The organism is Ralstonia mannitolilytica (assembly GCF_000954135.1).
GTDB classification, from domain to species: domain Bacteria; phylum Pseudomonadota; class Gammaproteobacteria; order Burkholderiales; family Burkholderiaceae; genus Ralstonia; species Ralstonia mannitolilytica.
In genome coordinates this window covers 1,674,141-1,692,732 of the sequence record NZ_CP010799.1, presented here as the reverse complement: position 1 = coordinate 1,692,732, position 18,592 = coordinate 1,674,141, and the positions used below count along the sequence as shown (strand labels likewise).

At 60.8% G+C, this 18,592-nt stretch carries 15 protein-coding genes and 1 pseudogene; 10 read left to right on the top strand and 6 right to left on the bottom strand.

The window, feature by feature from the left end; translation table 11 throughout:
- Positions 1-10: 10 nt before the first annotated feature.
- Genes TK49_RS08065 through TK49_RS08055 form a run of 3 tightly spaced genes read right to left on the bottom strand, consistent with a single transcriptional unit; the run spans position 11 to position 1,009 of the window.
- Positions 11-385 (bottom strand): TIGR03745 family integrating conjugative element membrane protein, encoded by a 375-nt coding sequence (locus TK49_RS08065; protein WP_017244833.1) that lies wholly within the window; start codon positions 383-385, stop codon positions 11-13.
- 22 nt (positions 386-407) lie between these two features.
- A complete protein-coding gene (locus tag TK49_RS08060; RefSeq protein ID WP_003294214.1) occupies positions 408-647 on the bottom strand; it encodes a TIGR03758 family integrating conjugative element protein in 240 nt (79 codons plus the stop codon).
- Positions 644-1,009 (bottom strand): integrative conjugative element protein, RAQPRD family, encoded by a 366-nt coding sequence (locus tag TK49_RS08055; RefSeq protein WP_023124332.1) that lies wholly within the window; start codon positions 1,007-1,009, stop codon positions 644-646. The genes TK49_RS08060 and TK49_RS08055 overlap by 4 nt, the downstream gene beginning before the upstream one ends.
- 31 nt (positions 1,010-1,040) lie before the next feature.
- Between TK49_RS08055 and TK49_RS25270 the strand changes: the two genes are divergently transcribed.
- The 10 genes and pseudogenes from TK49_RS25270 to TK49_RS08005 all read left to right on the top strand — a co-directional run.
- Positions 1,041-1,433: a helix-turn-helix domain-containing protein gene (locus tag TK49_RS25270; RefSeq protein WP_449046156.1), complete on the top strand. Its 393-nt coding sequence runs from the start codon at positions 1,041-1,043 to the stop codon at positions 1,431-1,433.
- A 58-nt stretch (positions 1,434-1,491) separates the two neighbouring features.
- Positions 1,492-4,365 carry an SNF2-related protein gene (locus tag TK49_RS08045; RefSeq protein WP_045786217.1) on the top strand — a complete coding sequence of 958 codons (2,874 nt, stop codon included), beginning with the start codon at positions 1,492-1,494 and terminating at the stop codon, positions 4,363-4,365.
- A gap of 76 nt (positions 4,366-4,441) precedes the next feature.
- On the top strand, positions 4,442-5,428 hold the full coding sequence (locus TK49_RS08040; RefSeq protein ID WP_045786216.1) for an AAA family ATPase: 987 nt from the start codon (positions 4,442-4,444) through the stop codon (positions 5,426-5,428).
- Positions 5,429-5,458: 30 nt separating this feature from the next.
- Complete coding sequence (locus TK49_RS08035) at positions 5,459-7,810, top strand: S8 family peptidase (RefSeq protein WP_240479959.1); 2,352 nt, start codon at positions 5,459-5,461, stop codon at positions 7,808-7,810.
- Positions 7,811-7,939: 129 nt separating this feature from the next.
- Positions 7,940-8,539 (top strand): hypothetical protein, encoded by a 600-nt coding sequence (locus TK49_RS24850; protein WP_023124337.1) that lies wholly within the window; start codon positions 7,940-7,942, stop codon positions 8,537-8,539.
- Positions 8,536-9,474, top strand: coding sequence for a DUF4868 domain-containing protein (locus TK49_RS08025; RefSeq protein WP_023124338.1), 939 nt, complete (start codon positions 8,536-8,538; stop codon positions 9,472-9,474). Before TK49_RS24850 ends, TK49_RS08025 begins: the two co-directional genes overlap by 4 nt.
- A 17-nt stretch (positions 9,475-9,491) precedes the next feature.
- A complete protein-coding gene (locus tag TK49_RS08020; protein WP_023124339.1) occupies positions 9,492-11,288 on the top strand; it encodes a site-specific DNA-methyltransferase in 1,797 nt (598 codons plus the stop codon).
- On the top strand, positions 11,288-14,026 hold the full coding sequence (locus TK49_RS08015; RefSeq protein WP_023124340.1) for a DEAD/DEAH box helicase family protein: 2,739 nt from the start codon (positions 11,288-11,290) through the stop codon (positions 14,024-14,026). Before TK49_RS08020 ends, TK49_RS08015 begins: the two co-directional genes overlap by 1 nt.
- Before the next feature lie 110 nt (positions 14,027-14,136).
- A complete protein-coding gene (locus TK49_RS08010) occupies positions 14,137-15,606 on the top strand; it encodes an AAA family ATPase (RefSeq protein ID WP_240479958.1) in 1,470 nt (489 codons plus the stop codon).
- Positions 15,603-15,800: pseudogene (locus TK49_RS08005) on the top strand (transposase); the annotation flags it as partial. The gene TK49_RS08010 and the pseudogene TK49_RS08005, both read left to right, overlap by 4 nt.
- 295 nt (positions 15,801-16,095) lie before the next feature.
- Here the strand turns inward: TK49_RS08005 and maiA are convergent.
- The 3 genes from maiA to TK49_RS07990 are packed head-to-tail and all read right to left on the bottom strand — an operon-like array spanning position 16,096 to position 18,530.
- Positions 16,096-16,734, bottom strand: a complete 639-nt coding sequence (gene maiA / locus TK49_RS08000) for a maleylacetoacetate isomerase (protein ID WP_045786213.1) — start codon at positions 16,732-16,734, stop codon at positions 16,096-16,098.
- A 5-nt stretch (positions 16,735-16,739) separates the two neighbouring features.
- Positions 16,740-17,441 (bottom strand): fumarylacetoacetate hydrolase family protein, encoded by a 702-nt coding sequence (locus TK49_RS07995; RefSeq protein ID WP_045786212.1) that lies wholly within the window; start codon positions 17,439-17,441, stop codon positions 16,740-16,742.
- An 18-nt stretch (positions 17,442-17,459) separates the two neighbouring features.
- Complete coding sequence (locus TK49_RS07990) at positions 17,460-18,530, bottom strand: cupin domain-containing protein (RefSeq protein WP_045786211.1); 1,071 nt, start codon at positions 18,528-18,530, stop codon at positions 17,460-17,462.
- Positions 18,531-18,592: the final 62 nt, after the last annotated feature.

Here is an 18,592-nt window from a genome sequence, read left to right as displayed (position 1 = left end):
CTTACCGCCCTCAGAGCACGCCGGTGGCCTTGGTGAGCAGCCAGATGCCGACCACCAGCAGGATCGCGCCCACGGCGACCGTCAGGCCGAACTGGCCCCAGGTGGCGCGGCCGGTGTGGATCTCCGAGTAGCGGGTGTAGGCGTGATAGCAGACACCGACGAACATCGAGGCGACCACGAGCAGCGCGATCAGCAGCACGATGTCGTAGCCGTAGTTCTGCAAGGTCTGCAGGATGCCGCTGCCCTGGCCGCGTGATGGGTCTTCCATGGTCGGCAGGCCCTGCGCGAAGGCCGACAGCGGCAGGCCCGCGAGCGCGAGCGTCAGCGGCAGCAGCGGAGCGGCGATGCGGGACGGAATGCGATGGGATGTCAGTGGCGTGTTCATGGCGTATGGCCTTTCGTGACGGTCAGGAGAGGAGGAAGAAGGTCAGTACGAGGTACATCGCCACGAAGCGCACGACGACGGCGAGGAACTGACGTTCAGTGATGCGGTGCTCGGCCCAGCCGACGTAGGCGGTGCGCATGGCCCACACGCCCCACAGCAGCAACACGGCGAACACGAAGCCCAGCACCACGGCAGCGACGGCCGAAGGCGCAAAGCCGCCGTTGGCCTGGAAGGCGGCGACCTGATCGGCAGAGGGCGTCATGGCGACGGCTCCTCGTCGTCGGCGCGGTCGCGGCGGACGTAATCGCCGGCCAGCGGGACGGGATCGCGCGGCTGGGCGCGCTGGGGCACGAGGTAGTCCTGCAGGCCGGCGCGGACGCGATTCAGGTCTGCGCGCAGTCGGGCGTAGTCGAAGTGGTAGCGGGCGCGTTCCTGCGGAGCGGCGCTGGTGGCGTGCTCGGCGAGGCGATCGATCAGGTCGAGCTGGCGGGCGAGCGCGGCGAGCTGCTCACGCTCCAAGGCGAGGCTGTCGGCGGCGAAGGCAGGCTGCAGCGCCGAGAACGACACAGCCAACACCACGGCAAGCGCAGGCCATGCGGATGTGCGGCGGTCGGTCTGTCCCATCGTGCCATTCCCCGTTGATGCGGATGGCACGATGCTGTGGCGCGCTCTCGCTTTGCGCCGCAGGGAATGGGAACTACGGCATGACCGGATTTGTTGGTCGCGCTGGCCGGCATTAGGGCAATGCCTGGTGGATTTCTTGTTGGCTAGTGCCTGCCACCTTTTGGTAGAATTGAGCAAACTTGGCAATCCAAAGTCACGAAAGACCAAACCAGATGGTTTTCAGATGAGTGGAGTCGAAAGCGAGATCCTCACGCTGGAGGAAGTCGCGGCCTACCTCAAAGCCGGCAAACGGACGGTCTATCGCCTTGCCCAGAAAGGAGAGATTCCGGCGTTCAAGCTTGGGGGAACCTGGCGCTTTCGCCGCTCGGAGCTGGATCGGTGGATCGCCGAAAGCATCAACAAGAAGAAGCCGGAGGCCGAGTGAGCGCGGACCATGCCAGCCGCCGAATCACGCTCGGGGAAGAACAAGGGGAGGATCGCCGTTGACGACACAGCAGCTTCTGACGCCGCACCAGAGCCAGTACTTTGCTTGGCTGCTGACCAGGCGTGCAGCAGGCGACTCGGTGGAGTCTCTGGCCTCGACCTTGGTCGATTCGCAGGTCGATCTCAATCCCCATCAGGTCGATGCTGCCCTGTTCGCCTGCCGCAACCCTCTGTCGCGCGGGGTCATCCTTGCGGATGAAGTTGGTCTCGGCAAGACCATCGAGGCGGGCCTCGTCATCTCGCAACGCTGGGCCGAGCGAAAGCGCAGGATTCTCATCGTCGTCCCGGCTAACCTGCGTAAACAGTGGCATCAGGAACTGCAGGACAAGTTCGGCCTGCAAGGGCTGATCCTCGAAGCTAGGAGCTACAACGCGATCCGCAAGCAGGAGCAGCGGAACCCGTTTCAATTCACCTCCGGCCCGGTCATCTGTTCCTACCAGTTCGCAAAGGCTAAGGCCGACGATGTCAAGGGCATCGACTGGGACCTGGTTGTCCTCGACGAAGCGCATCGCCTGCGCAACGTCTACAAAACCAGCAACGTCATTGCCAAGACCCTCAAGGAGGCGCTGTCGCATGTCCACTCCAAGGTGCTCCTGACCGCGACGCCGTTGCAGAACTCGTTGCTAGAACTCTACGGACTGGTCAGTTTCATCGACGACCGCGTGTTCGGGGATCTGGACAGTTTCCGCTCGCAGTTCACCGGCCGGGAGCAGGCCTTCAGTGGCCTGCGTGACCGGCTGGCGCCCATCTGCAAGCGCACCCTGCGCAAACAGGTGCAGCCCTATGTTTCCTACACGGCGCGCAAGGCCATCATCCAGGAGTTCACGCCATCGAGTGAAGAACAAGAACTGTCTAGGCTTGTCGCTGATTACCTGCGCCGCCCGAACCTCAAGGCTCTGCCCGAGGGGCAGCGCCAGCTGATTTCACTGGTGCTGTGGAAGCTGCTCGCGTCCAGCTCGCACGCCATCGCAGGTGCGCTCGAGACGATGGCCAAGCGCCTTCAGGGAGTGCTGGACGAAACGGCTGAAATCCCCGATCTCGTCGAAGAGCTGGATGAGGACTACGAGTCGCTCGACGAAACTGCAGACGAATGGAGCGATCAAGGCCCCGGCTCTACGGCGCTGAACCGCTCGGAGCGGGATGCCATCGCGCAGGAAATCGAAGAGCTTCGCCACTTCAAAGAGCTGGCCTCCAGTATCCGCGAGAACGCCAAGGGCAAGGCGCTGCTCACCGCACTGGATCGGGCTTTTGCGGAACTGGACCGGCTGGGTGCGGCGCGGAAGGCCATCATCTTCACCGAGTCCAAGCGTACGCAGGAATACCTGCTCAACTTGCTGGCTGACACGCCATACGGCGACGGCATCGTCCTGTTCAACGGCACCAACAGCGATGCCCGTGCGCAGGCGATCTACAAGGACTGGCTCAAACGCCACGAAGGCACCGACCGCATCACCGGCTCCAGGACCGCCGACACCCGTGCGGCACTGGTCGAGCACTTCAAGGAGCGCGGCAAGGTAATGATTGCCACCGAGGCCGGAGCCGAAGGCATCAACTTGCAGTTCTGCTCGCTGGTCATCAACTACGACCTACCGTGGAACCCGCAGCGCATCGAACAGCGCATCGGGCGCTGCCACCGTTACGGCCAGAAGCACGACGTGGTGGTTGTGAACTTCGTCGATCTCAGCAACGAGGCGGACAAGCGCGTCTACGAACTGCTGTCGCAGAAGTTTCAGCTGTTCGAGGGCGTGTTTGGGGCGAGCGACGAAGTGCTGGGTGCCATCGGCTCCGGTGTCGATTTCGAGCGGCGTATTGCCGAGATTTATCAGAACTGCCGTGACCCGAACGAAATCAAGTCCAGCTTTGAGCAGCTCCAGCTCGATCTCTCTGCCGAGATCAACGAGGCGATGGTCAAGACACGACAAGTGTTGCTGGAGAATTTCGACGAGGAAGTGCAGGACAAGCTGCGCATCCGTGCCGAAGACAGTCGCAGCGCCCGCAGCCGCTTCGAGCGCATGCTGATCGAGCTGAGCCGTGCTGAACTGGGGGATTGTGCCAGTTTCGACAATGACGGCTTCAACCTGCATCGTTTGCCTCAAGGTCTGTCGGAGGTTGACGTCAGCCTGGGCCGCTACGAACTGCCGCGCCGTTCTGGCGAAGCGCATCTGTACCGGATCAATCACCCGCTGGCCCTGTGGGCCGTGGAACGGGCCAAGTCCCGCCAGCTGGACAATGCGCGGCTGGTGTTCGACTACGACGGATATGGCACCAAGGTCAGCACCCTGGAACCCTATCGCGGCAAGACCGGCTGGCTGACCTGCAAGCTGATTTCAGTCGAAGCCCTGGGCAATCAGGAGCAGCACCTTCTGGTCTCGGCCGTCACCAGCGATGGCATCGCACTGGCAGAGGACGACCCGGAAAAGCTGCTGCGCCTGCCGGCCACCGAGCAGCCCGCAGAACTACTCGACAGCGCGGAGTCTCCTGCGTTGACCGCCGATACTGAAAGCAGGCGAACGGCAATCCTGCGGGAAATCAACCAGCGCAACCTCGGCTACTTCGAGCAGGAAGTCCAGAAGCTGGATGCCTGGGCGGACGACCTGAAGCTCGGCTTGGAGCAGGAGATCAAGGAGATCGACCGCGAGATCAAGGAAGTGCGTCGAACCGCCGCGACCTCGCCGACGCTGGAAGAAAAGCTGTCATGGCAGAAGAAGCAGCGCGAACTGGAAGGCAAGCGCAGCAAGCTGCGCCGCGAGCTGTTTGCCCGGCAGGACGAAGTGGAAGCGCAGCGCAATGACTTGATCAGCCAGTTGGAGCTACAGCTCCAGCAGCAGGTTGAAGAACGCACGCTGTTTGTCGTCGAATGGGAGCTGGTGTAGTGAATAATCAATTGGCACCGTTAGACCTGAGTATGACCAAGCCGCGGTTGAAGCGCGCCACGAATTGAGGAGAGATATGGCTAGCGGAAAATTGTTGCGGCAACTTATCAAATCTGGAGTTCATGGCGATGCCGCGGCTTTTCGTTCGGCATCCGAGGCTGTTATCAAGGAGGAGCGAGAAAAGAATCATCACCTGCTCGCTAATGATCTCGAACGCCTGCTTTATGGCGATCAGACCTTTGCCGGGAACAGTAGCCGCAGGTCACACAGCCTTTCCGGTCTGCCAACAAACAAGGACAACGGTCTTGCGCTGCTTGAAGAGCGCGCGGTTGTGCGAGAGGAGAAAGACATTGTCCTGTCCGATGCGACGCAGTCGGCCCTGGACGAAATCCTAATGGAGCACAACCGGGCCGACACATTGCGCTCCTACGGCTTGCAGCCTGCGCAGAAGCTGTTGTTTTGCGGTCCTCCAGGTTGCGGCAAGACCTTGGCTGCTGAGGTCATTGCCAACGCCGTGTCCATGCCGCTCGTTCTGGTTCGCCTGGACTCGGTGATTTCATCTTTTCTCGGAGAAACGGCTGCCAATCTGCGCAAGGTCTTCGACTATATCGCGCAGCAACCCGTCGTCGCGCTGTTTGACGAGTTCGACGCACTGTCCAAAGACCGTGGTGACAGTGGCGACCATGGCGAACTCAAGCGCTCCGTCAACGCAGTCCTGCAGATGATGGATAGCTATCGGGGGGAAAGCATCCTCATTGCCACGACCAACTACGAAACGTTGCTCGACAAGGCTATTTGGCGGCGCTTTGATGAAGTCGTGCACTTCGAGATGCCGAACTTAGAGCAGATCAAGCGTCTGCTCGCGCTCAAGTTGTCAGGGATACGGCGCAACTTTGAAGCTGATGATGCGAAAGTAGCTTCGCTGTTCAAAGGCATGTCGCACGCGGATATCGAGCGTGTCCTGCGAAGGGCTGTCAAGGAAATGATTTTGTCTGGCCGCGAGTTTCTGGAAAAAAACCATCTGAATAACGCGCTTGCCCGCGAGTACCGGCATAAGGACTAAAAATAAATACAGAAAGGACGGAGCGACGGCATGGCCTATGAACACTTGCGCCTGGAACGGGAAACACCGATCAATCTGCGTCATCCGCGAAAGTATGGGGGCGGACTCCAACCGGAGAATCCGCGTGCATATGGTGCAGAGCTTTCAAATAAGCTCCGAGATGCAAAATCCCGTATTTTGGATCCTGAACAAGCAGATATCGGCGGCTTCGATAATCGAAAACTGCTAAAGATCCGGTTGCATGCTGGGGATAAGAGTGTTCCTCCCTTTGATGCCATCCCTGGTGTCGAGATCGTTAGTCAAGAAGACGAGGCGGTTGTTCTGGCTTTCGCCACCGAGGAAGGCCTGGCTGAGTTCGAACGGCGTTTGGCATCGTTGGCGCGCGACGGTAGCGTTACACGAAAGGAGCTGCTGTACGCCATCGAGGACTTCGACCACTGGACACCGGAAGACCGCACTGGCAATGCTCTCCGCGAACAGGGATTTCCCGCACGGGCGCCATTCACGCTTGATATTGAGCTCTGGCCTCAGGAGCGGCAAGACAAGCGTCAGGCCATGTTCAGCGCCTTTGTGGCCTGGTTGCAGGAACGCGGTATCGAGAAGCTGGACGCGCTTCAGCAACCCTCGCTTGTGATGCTGCGCGTGCGCTGCAACCAGCAACAGGCAGAACTGCTTCTGCGCCACCGGGACGTTCGCAAGGTGGACTTGCCGCCTCGCCTGGGCGTTTCCGTTCAGCTGTTGATGACAGACATCAACCAGTTTCCGGCAGTCGATCCACCGCCTGCTGATGCGCCTGCGATTGCTGTTCTTGACTCCGGCTTGACCTCGGGCCACCCTCTGCTGGCCGCAGCGGTCGGCGATGCTCAGGGCTATCTGGAGCCGCATCGAAGTGCTCATGATGCAGCGCCGTGGCATGGCACTTTCGTCGGTGGACTTGCCTTGTACGGTGATGTCCATGGTGCCATCCAGCAGCGCCAATTCGTCCCGCAGCTGCGCCTGTTCTCCGGCAAAGTGTTCGAAGACGACGGACAAGACCAAACCGAGTTCGTCGAAAAGGCGGTCGAGGACGCCGTGCGCGACCTGCACGCGCAATACGGCTGCCGGGTCTTCAACTTAAGCTATGGCGATCTGAACAAGGTCTACGATGGCCGTCATGTGCGCGGGCTTGCCTACACGCTGGATCGGCTGACGCGCGAGCTGGGGGTTCTGTTCGTAGTGCCAGCGGGCAATTTGCTGTCATCCCAGTTGCCAGCCGATGCCCGCGCGAGTTACCCGAACTACCTGTTCGACGGCCACGCCCGCCTGCTGGACCCCGCCACATCGCTCAACGCCTTGACCGTTGGCGGCTTGAGTCTGAACGAGGCCACACGCAATGCTCAGCGCCATCCCAACACGATTGAAGACCACGTATTGGCACGGGCGGAGCAGCCGTTTCCATTGACTCGCAGCGGTCCTTCCGTCAGCGGCGCCATCAAGCCCGACGTGGTCGCGCCTGCCGGCAACATCGCCTTGCGGCGCACTGGAGGGGGCACAGACCATGCCGGTCTGGGAGTGGTGTCGCTCAACGGCGGCTTTGCCTTGGGGCCGGCATTCAAGGAAGACATCGGCACTAGCTACGCCGCCCCCCAAGTCGCCCACCAAGCCGCGCGGCTACTGGCCGAAGTGCCCGACGCCTCGCCCAACCTGCTGCGCGCACTGATCGGCGCCCATGCCCGCTGGCCGCAAGCCTGCGAAGCGCTGTTGAACCCCGACAACAATGCCGAAGGCCGCGACAAACTCCTGCGCCTCGTCGGGTATGGGAGCGTGGACGATACGGCGCTCTTCCGCTCGCTTGATCACACCGTCACCCTGCTGGCCGAAGAGCGCGTCGGCAACGACCAGCACCACTTCTTCGAATTACCTTTACCAGACGCCTTTTGGGATGGGGGCCGCCGCACGCGTGAGGTGACCGTCGCGCTCGCCTACAGCCCTGCCGTGCGCACCACGCGACTGGACTACCGCAGAGCCAAACTGTGGTTCCACCTGGTGACGGCTGGCAGCCTGGATGAGGTCACCCAAGCCTACCGGCGCAATCGGGAAGAAGGCATGGGCGAACGTGCCAATGGCCGCTGGCTGCCCAACGACACCCGCAAGAACGGCACGTTGCAGGTCTCTCGATGGCGCTTCAAACAGGCGCTGGCCAACGGTCACAAGGTGTTCGTCGTAGTGACCCGACAAGATAGTCCTTGGTCCGATGGGCGCGATGGGGACGAGCCCTATGCCGTCGCCGTGGTACTGGCGGATCGGGAGCAGGCCAACGCTCAGCTCTATGCCCAAGTGCGGGCGGCGCTGCAAGCCCGTGCCCAGGCACGTGCGCGTGCTCGGATTGGCGGGAGGGGCTGATGGCTGCGCTCGAACCTCAGTACATGACCATTCTGGAGACGGTGCAGGCCAAGCGATTTGTGCCTTTGCGCTCGCACCAAAATTTCAGATCCCAATCATTGGGCTATCCGGGGAAGCAGGTGCGTCATCATGGATAACACCCGCGACCCGTCACTTCGGCTTCGTCCATGGGCATCGCTGGTGCTCTTTCTGAGCGCCTATTCGCCCCTTATGCTGATTCTGATCATCAAGGATTACGATGCAACCAGCCCCGGTCTGCTTCCCCAGAATCCGGTATTCAGCGGCATCCTGTTGCTGATCGCAGTGTTCAGCAGTTTGGCTGTGCTTCGTTCCGTCAGAGAAATCGATGGCGGGCTGACGGTGACGGTCACCAAGGCGTCCAACAAATCGGGCGACATGTTCGGCTACACCATCCCCTACATGCTTTCGTTCATGAAGGTGGACCTGGGAGACTGGCAGGTCATTGTGAGCCTCGCCCTTTTTCTAGCCATTCTTTTCATCATGGCCTACCGCACCCAGACGGTTTTCGTGAACCCGATTCTCGCTCTTGCGGGTTACATGCTGATCGATTGCACCTTCAAACGCGGTGACAAGGAAATTCAGGCGATGGTCGTGACACGGCAACCGCTGGCCGTGGGTGACACTTGCCGCATGGAGCGGATGTCGCACTATCTGTATGTGGCCGTCAAAGACAACGCCAATCTGGATAAAAAGGGCACAGAAAAATGAGCAACAAGGCGCACAAGGCCACCTTGAAGGCGATCAAAGCGATCGATCTAAAAAAATGGGGGGTCACTTTCTGGCTTGTCAAGCGCTACATGGCAAATCACGCGGCACATTACTCAGTACTGCGCGTCAACACCGATGCCAAGCTCCAGAAGCGGTTGAAGGGCTATGTAGTCAATCAGTTGCAGGGCAAGGACTTTCACTTGGCCGAATACGATTTCAATAATGCCGATGGTGATGACACGCTGTTCACGATTACGGCAGACGCCACCGATTTCCCTAAAGTCGAAGTGGCGATAAACGCTGGCTTTGACAATGCCATCGCCAAGGAATACCAAGACCTGCTCAATTCGTGGGCGTATGTCGTCCAGCTTGAACACGGCAATGATCGACTCTACGCCTGGCGCAAGATCAGCACACTCACCCAGCCAAAGAAAGTTCAATCGCGCCAGGCGACGTTCTTTGTCGAACACAAATTGGTGGACGTAGAAGACAAGGAAGTCTTTCTGATCGATCCGCGCTTCGACTTCTTCGTGCATGGCGGCATGATCTTCATTGCCAACAAGAAGGAGTTCGAAATTTCCATGAACTTCCGCGAGGGCATGAAGGCCAAGGCTGCCGAGGTCATCCAGAACTTCAATGAGAGTGGCCGTTTCAAGAATGTCGACCTCATTCAGAAGCACGTGGGCGACAACCTGCACCACTTGCGCAAGATGGCATCGATCCTCAAGGCCGGTTACTACCAACAGCCCGACTATATCCAGCGCATGATTGAAGTCAGCAAGGAAGAAGGCTGGGAGCTGAAAGTCGAGGATGGGCAAGTCGTGGTCGAGGCGGAAACGATCGACGTGTTGTTGAAGCTGCTCAACAACGACCGCCTGCGCTCGCCGATCAACAACGAAATTTTCGACGCGGCCGCCAAGGCACCTGTGAAATAGGCTGGAATATCATTGAAATGAGCAAGCAAAAACTTGAACTGACTTGGATCGGCAAGGAGAAGCGGCCCAAGCTGGAGCCGCGCATCCTGCTGGAAGATCCGGAAAAGTCGTATCACGCCAAGCATCGCGTGACGGACAACGACATCTTCGACAACCGGCTGATTTTTGGTGACAACTTGCTGGCGTTGAAAGCATTGGAACATGAGCTTTCAGGGGAGATTAAGTGCATCTATATTGACCCGCCGTTTAACACGGGGAGTGCGTTCGAGCATTATGATGACGGTGTCGAGCATTCGATTTGGCTCGGACTAATGCGAGATCGCTTTGAAATATTTAAAAGACTCCTTGGAGAGGATGGGGTATTGGCGGTTCATCTCGATGATTCAGAGATGGCATATTGCAAGGTTCTACTTGATGAGGTGTTTGGGCGCAGCAACTATTGCAACACGATCACGCTGACCACAAATGACCCCTCCGGCTTCAAGGCTACCGGGGCAACCGTTTTTTCTACCGCTAACTACATACTGATTTACGCAAAGAATAAGAGCAGGAAGCCAATCAAAAAGATATGGATACCAAGGGGATATGACCCTGCATATAACAAGTACCTGATAAATCAGGAAGACCATTATTCTTGCTGGAAGTGGATGGGCATCGCAGATGCAACCGCAGAAAGTCTCGGCTTTGACTCCTCAGCGGCCGCCAAGAGGGAGTACGGGGAGTACTTTGATGATGAAATAGCTCGGTTTGCTATTGATAACGCCGACAGGGTTTTCCAGTTGGTCGCAATAGGCGGTGGGGCAGCGATCAAACGAAGGGAAACCATCAACAAATCAAGAGCCGCTCGGGACGTAGTCTTCGTTCACCCCGAAGAAGACGTTCAGGACTTTTATATAGTGAATGGCCGACAAATGGTCTTCTACGAAAAGAGGCTCGCCCGTATCGATGGAGAGTTAGTGCCAGCGGAGCTAGTTACAGACGTGTGGACTGATATATCGTGGAATGGCATTGGGCCTGAGGGGGGGGTTGATTTTAAGAACGGAAAGAAACCGGAAGAGCTAATTAAGCGAATTCTGGAAATGACGACCGAACAAGGGGACTGGATTCTGGACTCATTTGGCGGCTCCGGTACAACGGGGGCGGTAGCTCACAAGATGGGCCGCCGCTGGATCATGGTCGAACTGGGCGAGCACTGCCACACCCACATCATTCCGCGCCTCAAGAAGGTGATTGATGGCGAGGACCAAGGTGGTATCAGCAAGGCTGTGAACTGGAAGGGTGGCGGTGGCTTCCGCTATTACCGCCTCGCTCCCAGCCTGATCGTCAACGACCGCTGGGGCAACCCGGTGATCAACCCGGAGTACAACGCGGCGATGCTGGCCGAGGCGCTGGCCAAGCTGGAGGGCTTTACCTACGCGCCGTCGGAAACGCACTGGTGGCAGCATGGCCATTCCAGCGAGCGGGACTTCATCTACGTCACCACGCAGAACCTGTCCGCCGAGCAGTTGCAGGCGCTGGCCGATGAAGTCGGCCCGGAGCGCAGCCTGTTGGTGTGCTGCGCCGCTTTCCACGGCGTTACCGCGGCCAAGGCGGAGGAGCGCTGGCCGAACCTGACGCTGAAGAAGATTCCGAAGATGGTGCTGGCCCGTTGCGAGTGGGGGCGCGACGACTACAGCCTGAACGTGGCGAACCTGCCGATGGCCAAGCCTGATCCCGTTGCACCTCCGGCTCAGACGGAAGCGAGCAGAAAGAAAAGTAAAAAAGCGTCGGCTGCGGATGTGAGCCAGGGCGCGTTGTTTGGGGAGGATAAGTGATGAACAGCCGCGTTCTGCACGCCGTGACCGGCCGCCTGTCGCTGCGGCCGCCGCAGGAGGAGTCGCTGAAGCGGCTGGCGCACGCCATTCAGGCCGCGCCCGAGCTGTTGAGCCACGATCGGGAGGTGGGGGCCATTCTTCCCACGTTGAAGGCGGAGTTCCCCACGCTGGAGGATTTCGAGCGGGAGTTTCCCTCGCTGTGCTTCGCGCTGGCCACGGGCGTGGGCAAGACCCGCCTGATGGGCGCCTTCATCGCCTACCTGCATCTGGCGCATGGCATCAACAACTTCTTTGTGCTCGCCCCCAACCTGACGATCTACAACAAGCTGATCACGGATTTCACGCGCAACACGCCGAAGTACGTGTTCAAAGGCATTGCCGAGTTCGCGCAGCAACCGCCGCTGATCATCACCGGCGACAACTACGACCAGACCGGCGCGGCGGTGGATGATCAATCGATGGGCTTTGCCCACGACGTGCGCATCAACATCTTCAACATCTCCAAGATCAACTCCGAAGTGCGCGGCGGCAAGGAGCCACGCATCAAGCGGATGCGCGAGGTGCTTGGCGACAGCTACTTCAACCATCTGGCAAACCTACCCGACCTGGTGCTGTTGATGGACGAATCCCACCGCTACCGCGCGCAGGCTGGCATGCGCGCCATCAATGAGCTGAAGCCCTTGATTGGCCTGGAGCTGACCGCGACACCCTTTGTCGAATCAAGCAAAGGACCGGTGCCGTTCAAGAACGTGGTGATGGACTACCCGCTGGCGCGGGCGATGGAGGATGGTTTTGTCAAAGAGCCAGCCGTCGTTACCCAACGCAACTTCAAGGCCAGCGATCACACGCCCGAAGAAGTCGAGAAGGTCAAGCTGGAAGACGGCGTGCGCTTGCATGAAACCACCAAGGTAGAGCTGCTGACCTACTCCCGCGAGAACGGCGTCAAGACGGTCAAACCTTTCATGCTGGTGATTGCCCGCGACACCACGCACGCGGCTCAGCTCAAGGCGCTGATCGAGTCGGAAGCGTTCTATGAGGGCCGTTACGCGGGGAAGGTGATCCAGGTGGACTCCAGCCGCTCCGGCGCGGAAGAGGAAGAGATGATCTCGCGCCTGTTGGCCGTGGAGAGTGTGGACGAGCCGACCGAAATCGTCATTCACGTCAACATGCTCAAGGAAGGCTGGGACGTGACCAACCTGTACACCATCGTGCCGCTGCGCGCCGCCAACGCACGCACGCTGATCGAGCAGTCCATCGGACGCGGCCTGCGACTGCCTTACGGCAAGCGCACGGGCGTCGCGGCGGTGGACCGCTTGAACATTGTCGCGCACGACAAGTTCCAGGAGATCATCGACGAGGCCAACCGCGGCGACTCGCCCATTCGCCTGAAGCAGGTCATTCTCGATGCACCGAGCGCCGACGACAAGAAGGTCAGCGTGCAGGTCGAATCCGGTGCGGCGGCGCGTCTCGGTTTGACGGAAGCGCCAGTCGTGATTACAGGGGGGGCAGCCATTGACAGTGGAGCGGAAGTACCGGCGCCCAACCCGGTGTTCACTTCGGATGCTGAGAAGCAGGCCGCGCGCGTGGTCATGGATGTGATCGGCAAGTACGAGGTCAAGCGCGATCTGGTGCCCACCAGCAGCGCGCTGTTGAAACCCGAAGTGCAGGAGGAAATCCTCGCGGAAGTGGCGGAGCGGTTGAAGCCGCTGCAAGGCGAATTGCTGGCGGGCGTGGATGAATCAATCCCCGCACTCGACTTGTCCGCCGTGGTCGCGAAGACCACCGAGATCGTGGTCCAGCAGACCATCGACATCCCACGCATCGCAGTGGTGCCGACTGGCGAGGTCACGACGGGCTTCCACGCCTTCAAGCTGGATGTAAGCCAGCTCCATCTCCAGCCGGGCCAGCGCGAGATCGTCGGGCAGATGCTGCGCACCAACGACCAGTTCACCCTGGCCGCCGAGGTCGGGCTCAAGGAACAGCGCCCGGAGGACTACATTGTCCACGCGCTGGTGGACTTCGATGACATCGACTACTTCACCCATGCCGACCTCCTCTACGACCTCGCAGGCCAGATGGTGCAGCACCTGCGCAGTTATCTTTCCGAGGAAGAAGCCATCAGCGTGCTGGATCGTGACCGCCGCTTGATCGCACGGGAAATTCACGCGCAGATGATGGCCCACTTTTGGGAAGAGGCGACTGGGTACGAGGTGCAGGTCAGTCGCGGTTTCACGGAACTCAAGCCGTGCAACTACACCGCCACGGCAGGCCAGACGGCTCACCACTTCCGGGAGACCGTGACCGAGACCAGCCGCATCAAGCAGATGCTCTTCGGCGGCTTCGCGCGTTGCCTGTACCCGCTGCAGAAGTTCGATTCGGACACCGAACGGCGCTTCGCCATCATCCTGGAGCGCGACGCCTTGAAGTGGTTTAAGCCCGCGAAGGGGCAGTTCCAGATCTACTACAAGCTCGGCACCGAGCAGCCGGAATACATCCCCGACTTTGTCGCCGAGACGGACACGACCATCTTCATGGTGGAGACCAAGGCACGCGCCGACATCAACACGCAGGAGGTTCAGGCCAAGGCCGCTGCCGCCATGCGCTGGTGCAAGCACGCATCTGATCACGCTTCGAGCGTAGGCACCAAGCCCTGGAAGTACCTGCTGGTGCCCCATGACGAAGTCAGCGAGTCGAAACGGCTCGCCGATTACCTGCGCTTTGAGGTCAAGGCTAATTGAGTTGCCCTCGATCGATTTCGGTGAGCAAGAGCGATTCCGGCAAGGCACCCAGGCGGCGGGAAATCGCCGCTTCACTGGCATGATGAACCGGCAGGGAAGAGGAACAAGAAATGCAGAAGCCCGCCGCACAGCAAAAGACCGTCCTGGAAACGATTCTGGACTGGTCAAAGGATCGCCCACTCTGGCAGCGTGACGCCCTGCGCCGCATCATCGCAAACGGCCGTCTAACGGACGCCGATATCGGCGAACTCGTGGACCTTTGCAAACAAGGCAAAGGTGCCCCCGTAGGCGCGCTGAAAGCGGTACCGCTGGAGAAGGCCCACCTTCCGGCCAACCCCGGTCAGACCGCGGCGGTATCGCTTCTGTCGATTGCCGACGTGACCGGTGTGAACAACCTTGCCGCCGGTCAGACCCTCGGCTTGGAGCCGAATGGAATCACGATCATCTACGGCGACAACGGTGCGGGCAAGTCCGGCTACGCACGCATCCTGAAGCGCGCATGTCGTGCAAGGCATGCCGGAAAGATCGAACCCAATGTGTATGCCGATCAGCCCCCGAAGCGCGTCGGCGCGAACATCGAGTACGGGGTCGGCGGTGTGCCGCAGCCGGTCGAACAGTGGCAGAACGGCGCAAATCCGCATGCAACGCTGTCTGCAGTGAGCGTGTTCGATAGCGACTGCGCCTCAGTGCATATCCGCGAGAAGAACGAGGTTGCATTCCGGCCCTTCGGTCTGGACGTACCGGATGAGCTTGCTGCAGCCTGTCAGGCGGTGAAGGATGCCCTCGCGGCTGAACAAAAGCAGCTTGAGAAGGCCCGCAATCCGATCTTTGCGGCGCCGACCTGGAAGGCCACCACGGCCGTGGGGAAGGCGCTTGCCGCGCTGAACGCCAATACAGACGCAAAGAAGATCGAAGCGTTGGCGGCGCTCTCGGCAGACGAAAGCGTCCGTCTTGAGCGTCTGCGGGAAGACCTGTCGAAGAATCCGACCAAGGCAGCGGCGGAACAGGCCGTCAAAGCCGACAACGTCATGCGGCTGATTACCGCGGTGAACAGCGTTGCAGCCAAAACCACCGATGAGGAACTGCTGGCGGCCGCGGCCCTCGCCAGGGACGCACGGTCGAAACGGGGCGCCGCACGTCTTGCCGCGGAGAAGGCCTTCACGGGCGAACCCCTTGCCGGCGTCGGCGGCGAGACATGGCGGGCGCTATGGGATTCCGCCCGACGCTACTCGACGGAGATCGCATACCCCGGACAGCCGTTTCCGCCGTCGGCCGAAGACGCGCATTGCATGCTTTGCCAGCAGCCATTGGAAGCTGAGGCACGTGCACGGATGGTGCGTTTCGAGGATTTCATACAGAAGGACACGGAACAGCTTGCACGCGAGGCAGAGAAGGCAGCTCAGACCGCACGTCAGACCATAGCTGCCGGGGCAATCGGCACGCGGGCGGTGAAGGCCAGTCTTGACGAGCTGGGCCTTCAGAATGAAGTGCTGCAGCAGCAGACGCGCCGCTTCATCGCCGCAGCCCGGCTGCGGCGCCACGTTCTGCTCAAAGCCCTGGGCGGAAACGGCGAGGGGTGATGGATGCCTTGGAACGCACCAAGGCGCGCATTCGTGCCAAGGGTGAGCATCCGTTTCGGGTACTCAAATGCCAGTTTGGCTACCGCAAGACGCCCTATCGAGGCTTGGCCAAGAACGGCGCGCAGCTCAACGTCCTGTTTGCGCTGGTCAATCTGTGGCTGGCGCGCAAAGCCTTGCTGGCTGCGACGGGATAAGTGCGCCCGCAGTGGGCTCACTGGGGCCGGATGAGGCTGCAGAGGGCCCACGAAGGGGCTTGCTGGAGCCCAAGAACCGTTCAGCATCTGTTTCGATCCCATCCTACGAAACGATATTGACCCTGAACTCGTCGCCACGAACGAGTGGGCGGGGTAGTGCAGAGGTTCCTTAACAGGCCCTAGCGCCACGCGGTCCTGGTGAGTATCGAAGAAGAGCGAGGTCATGGGGCGGTTTTCCTGCGAGGTCGGTCAGCCGCTACGGTACAACGAATCGGCAGGCTCTGCCTGCCCACCATCAAGCCGCGTCGGGTTGCATCGCCGGCGCCGCCTTGCGGAACGCCTCCAGTTCTCCACAGGCTTGGTCGATGGCGCTGATGAGCGGCCAGCGAGTCAGGTCCACCTTGAAGCGGCGTGCACTCTCGACCTGCGGCACCAGGTACACGTCCGCCACCGTGGGCGCATCGCCGTAGCTGAAGCGACCGCGGTGCGGGTCGCTGGCCAGCAGGGCTTCATACGCGTCGAAGCCTGCCGTGATCCAGGTTCCGCACCAGGCGTTGATGGCGGCCTCGTCGGCGCCAAACGTCTTGCGCAGGGTTTCGAGGATGCGGCGGTTGTTGATCGGGTGGATATCGCAGCCGACAATGGCCGCCAGGGCTCGCACACGGGCGCGAGCGTCGACGTCCGCGGGCAGCAGGGCCGGCGTGGGGTGGGTCTCTTCCAGCCATTCGATGATGGCGGGCGACTGGATCAGGACCTGCTTGCCGGTGTCCAGTGCGGGCACCAGCTGCTGCGGGTTGATGGCCTTGAAGGCATCCGTCAGGTGTGCGTCCTTGCCCAGGTGAACAGCAACGTACTCGACGTCCAGGCCCTTGAGGTTGAGTGCGATGCGCAAGCGATGCGAGGTGCCGCTGCGCCAGAAGTTGTGCAACTTCATGGCGCTCAGGCCGCCGGACCGACGGTCAGTGTGATCTCGGCCACGCCTTCGACACGGCCGGTGATCTTGTCACCCGTCACCACCGCGCCCACACCCTCGGGCGTGCCGGTGTAGATCAGGTCGCCGGGCTGCAGGTGGTAGTAGGTGGACAGGTCCGCAATGATTTCGCGGATGTTCCAGATCAGCTTGTCCACGTTGGACGACTGCTTGGTCGCACCGTTGACCTCCAGCGCGATGGCACCCTGCTCGATCACCACGCCTTCCATCGGCAGGATCTCTGAGCAGACCGAGCCTTCCTCGATGTCCTTGCCGGTGTCCCAGGGGAGGCCCTTGTCGCGTGCCACCAGTTGCAGGTCGCGCCGGGTCATGTCCAGGCCGGCGGCGTAGCCGTAAATCAACTCGTGCGCCTGGTCTTCGCTGACGCGGAAGCCGGGCTTGCCGATCGCCAGCACCAGCTCCATCTCGTAGTGGTAGTTGCTGGTGCGCGGCGGGTAGGCCACGGTCGCACCACTTTCCACCAGGGTTTGTGGCGATTTGGTGAAGTAGAACGCTTGTTCGACGCTTTTGTCGACCGGACGGCCCATTTCCACCGCGTGGGCGTGGTAGTTGCGGCCGACGCAGAAGATGCGGTTGATGGGGAAGCGCTCGGTCTTGCCGCGGATGGGCAGGGACTGGATGGCGGGTGGGGTGAAGAGGTATTGGGTCATGGGAGGGCTTCCGAAAAATCAGAGGGAGGACGGCATGGCTGGCTGATCGTCCTGGCGGACTTCGTAGACGCCGAGCTTGCGGTGCAGCGGCGACTCGTCGGCGATGAACAGGAACGCAGGTTCGGTCGCCGAAGCGTTTTTCAGCACCGTCGGCGTGTAGCCGGGGATGCAGCAAGTGTCGGCCGCGACCAGATCGAAGTCCTGGGCGCCGGTCGAAACACGGGCCGCGCCTTCGATCACGTGATAGACCACCGCAGGTGATCGTGCCGGCAGCGCCAGCGTCTGGCCCGGGCGCAGCATCAGGGCGTAGAAACCGAGGATGTTCTCTGCGTCTTCGCCGGTTTCGGGATTGACGTAGGTGACCTGCACGCATTCCTGCTCAGGCTGGTCGGCCGCCAGCGACAGCAGGGCGGCACGGGTGTCGGCCCAAGGGTAGCGCAAGAGAGGATAGCGCTTGTCGCTGCGCTGGAACACGGGGGTTGGCACCACGCCCGCACGGGTCCAGGCGCAGTCGCCCCGGCCGGGGTCGACCTGCTGGCGCTCGCCGTCGATGTGGTAGCTGGCCTCCATGTAGTACACCAGCGGCAGGTCCAGCACATCGAGCCACACCACGGGCTCGTTGCCGTCGTGGCCGTGCTCGTGCCACAGGCCGGTGGGCGTGAGGATGAGGTCACCCCGGCTCATGGGGCACTTCTCGCCATCCACGGTGGTGTAGGCGCCCTCGCCCTCCACGATCATGCGCACCGCGTTGGGGGTGTGGCGGTGGCTGGGCGCCCACTCGCCGGGCAGCAGCAACTGCATGCCCAGGTATATGGCGGCGCTGGCTTGCATCTTCTCCAGGCCGTGGCCGGGGTTGGCCAGCACCAGCACGCGGCGCTCGGCCTTCTCAATGGGGGTCAGCTCACCGGCCTTGAGCAGCAGCGGCTTGAGCGTCTGGTAGGACCAGTAAGTCGGCTGCGTCTGGCGGGTCGGGACATTGGGCGGCAGCACCGCGCGTAGGCTGGGCCATAGCGGCACCAGGTTAAGTTGTTTGAGTTCGTCTCGGTAGTCCTGCGGCAGGTCTTCCAGTCGGCCAAGTTCGTGACTCATGGTGATACGCTCCTCTTCATCAAGCATGTGGATAGGGGAAGCCGATATCCCTCACGCTTCGA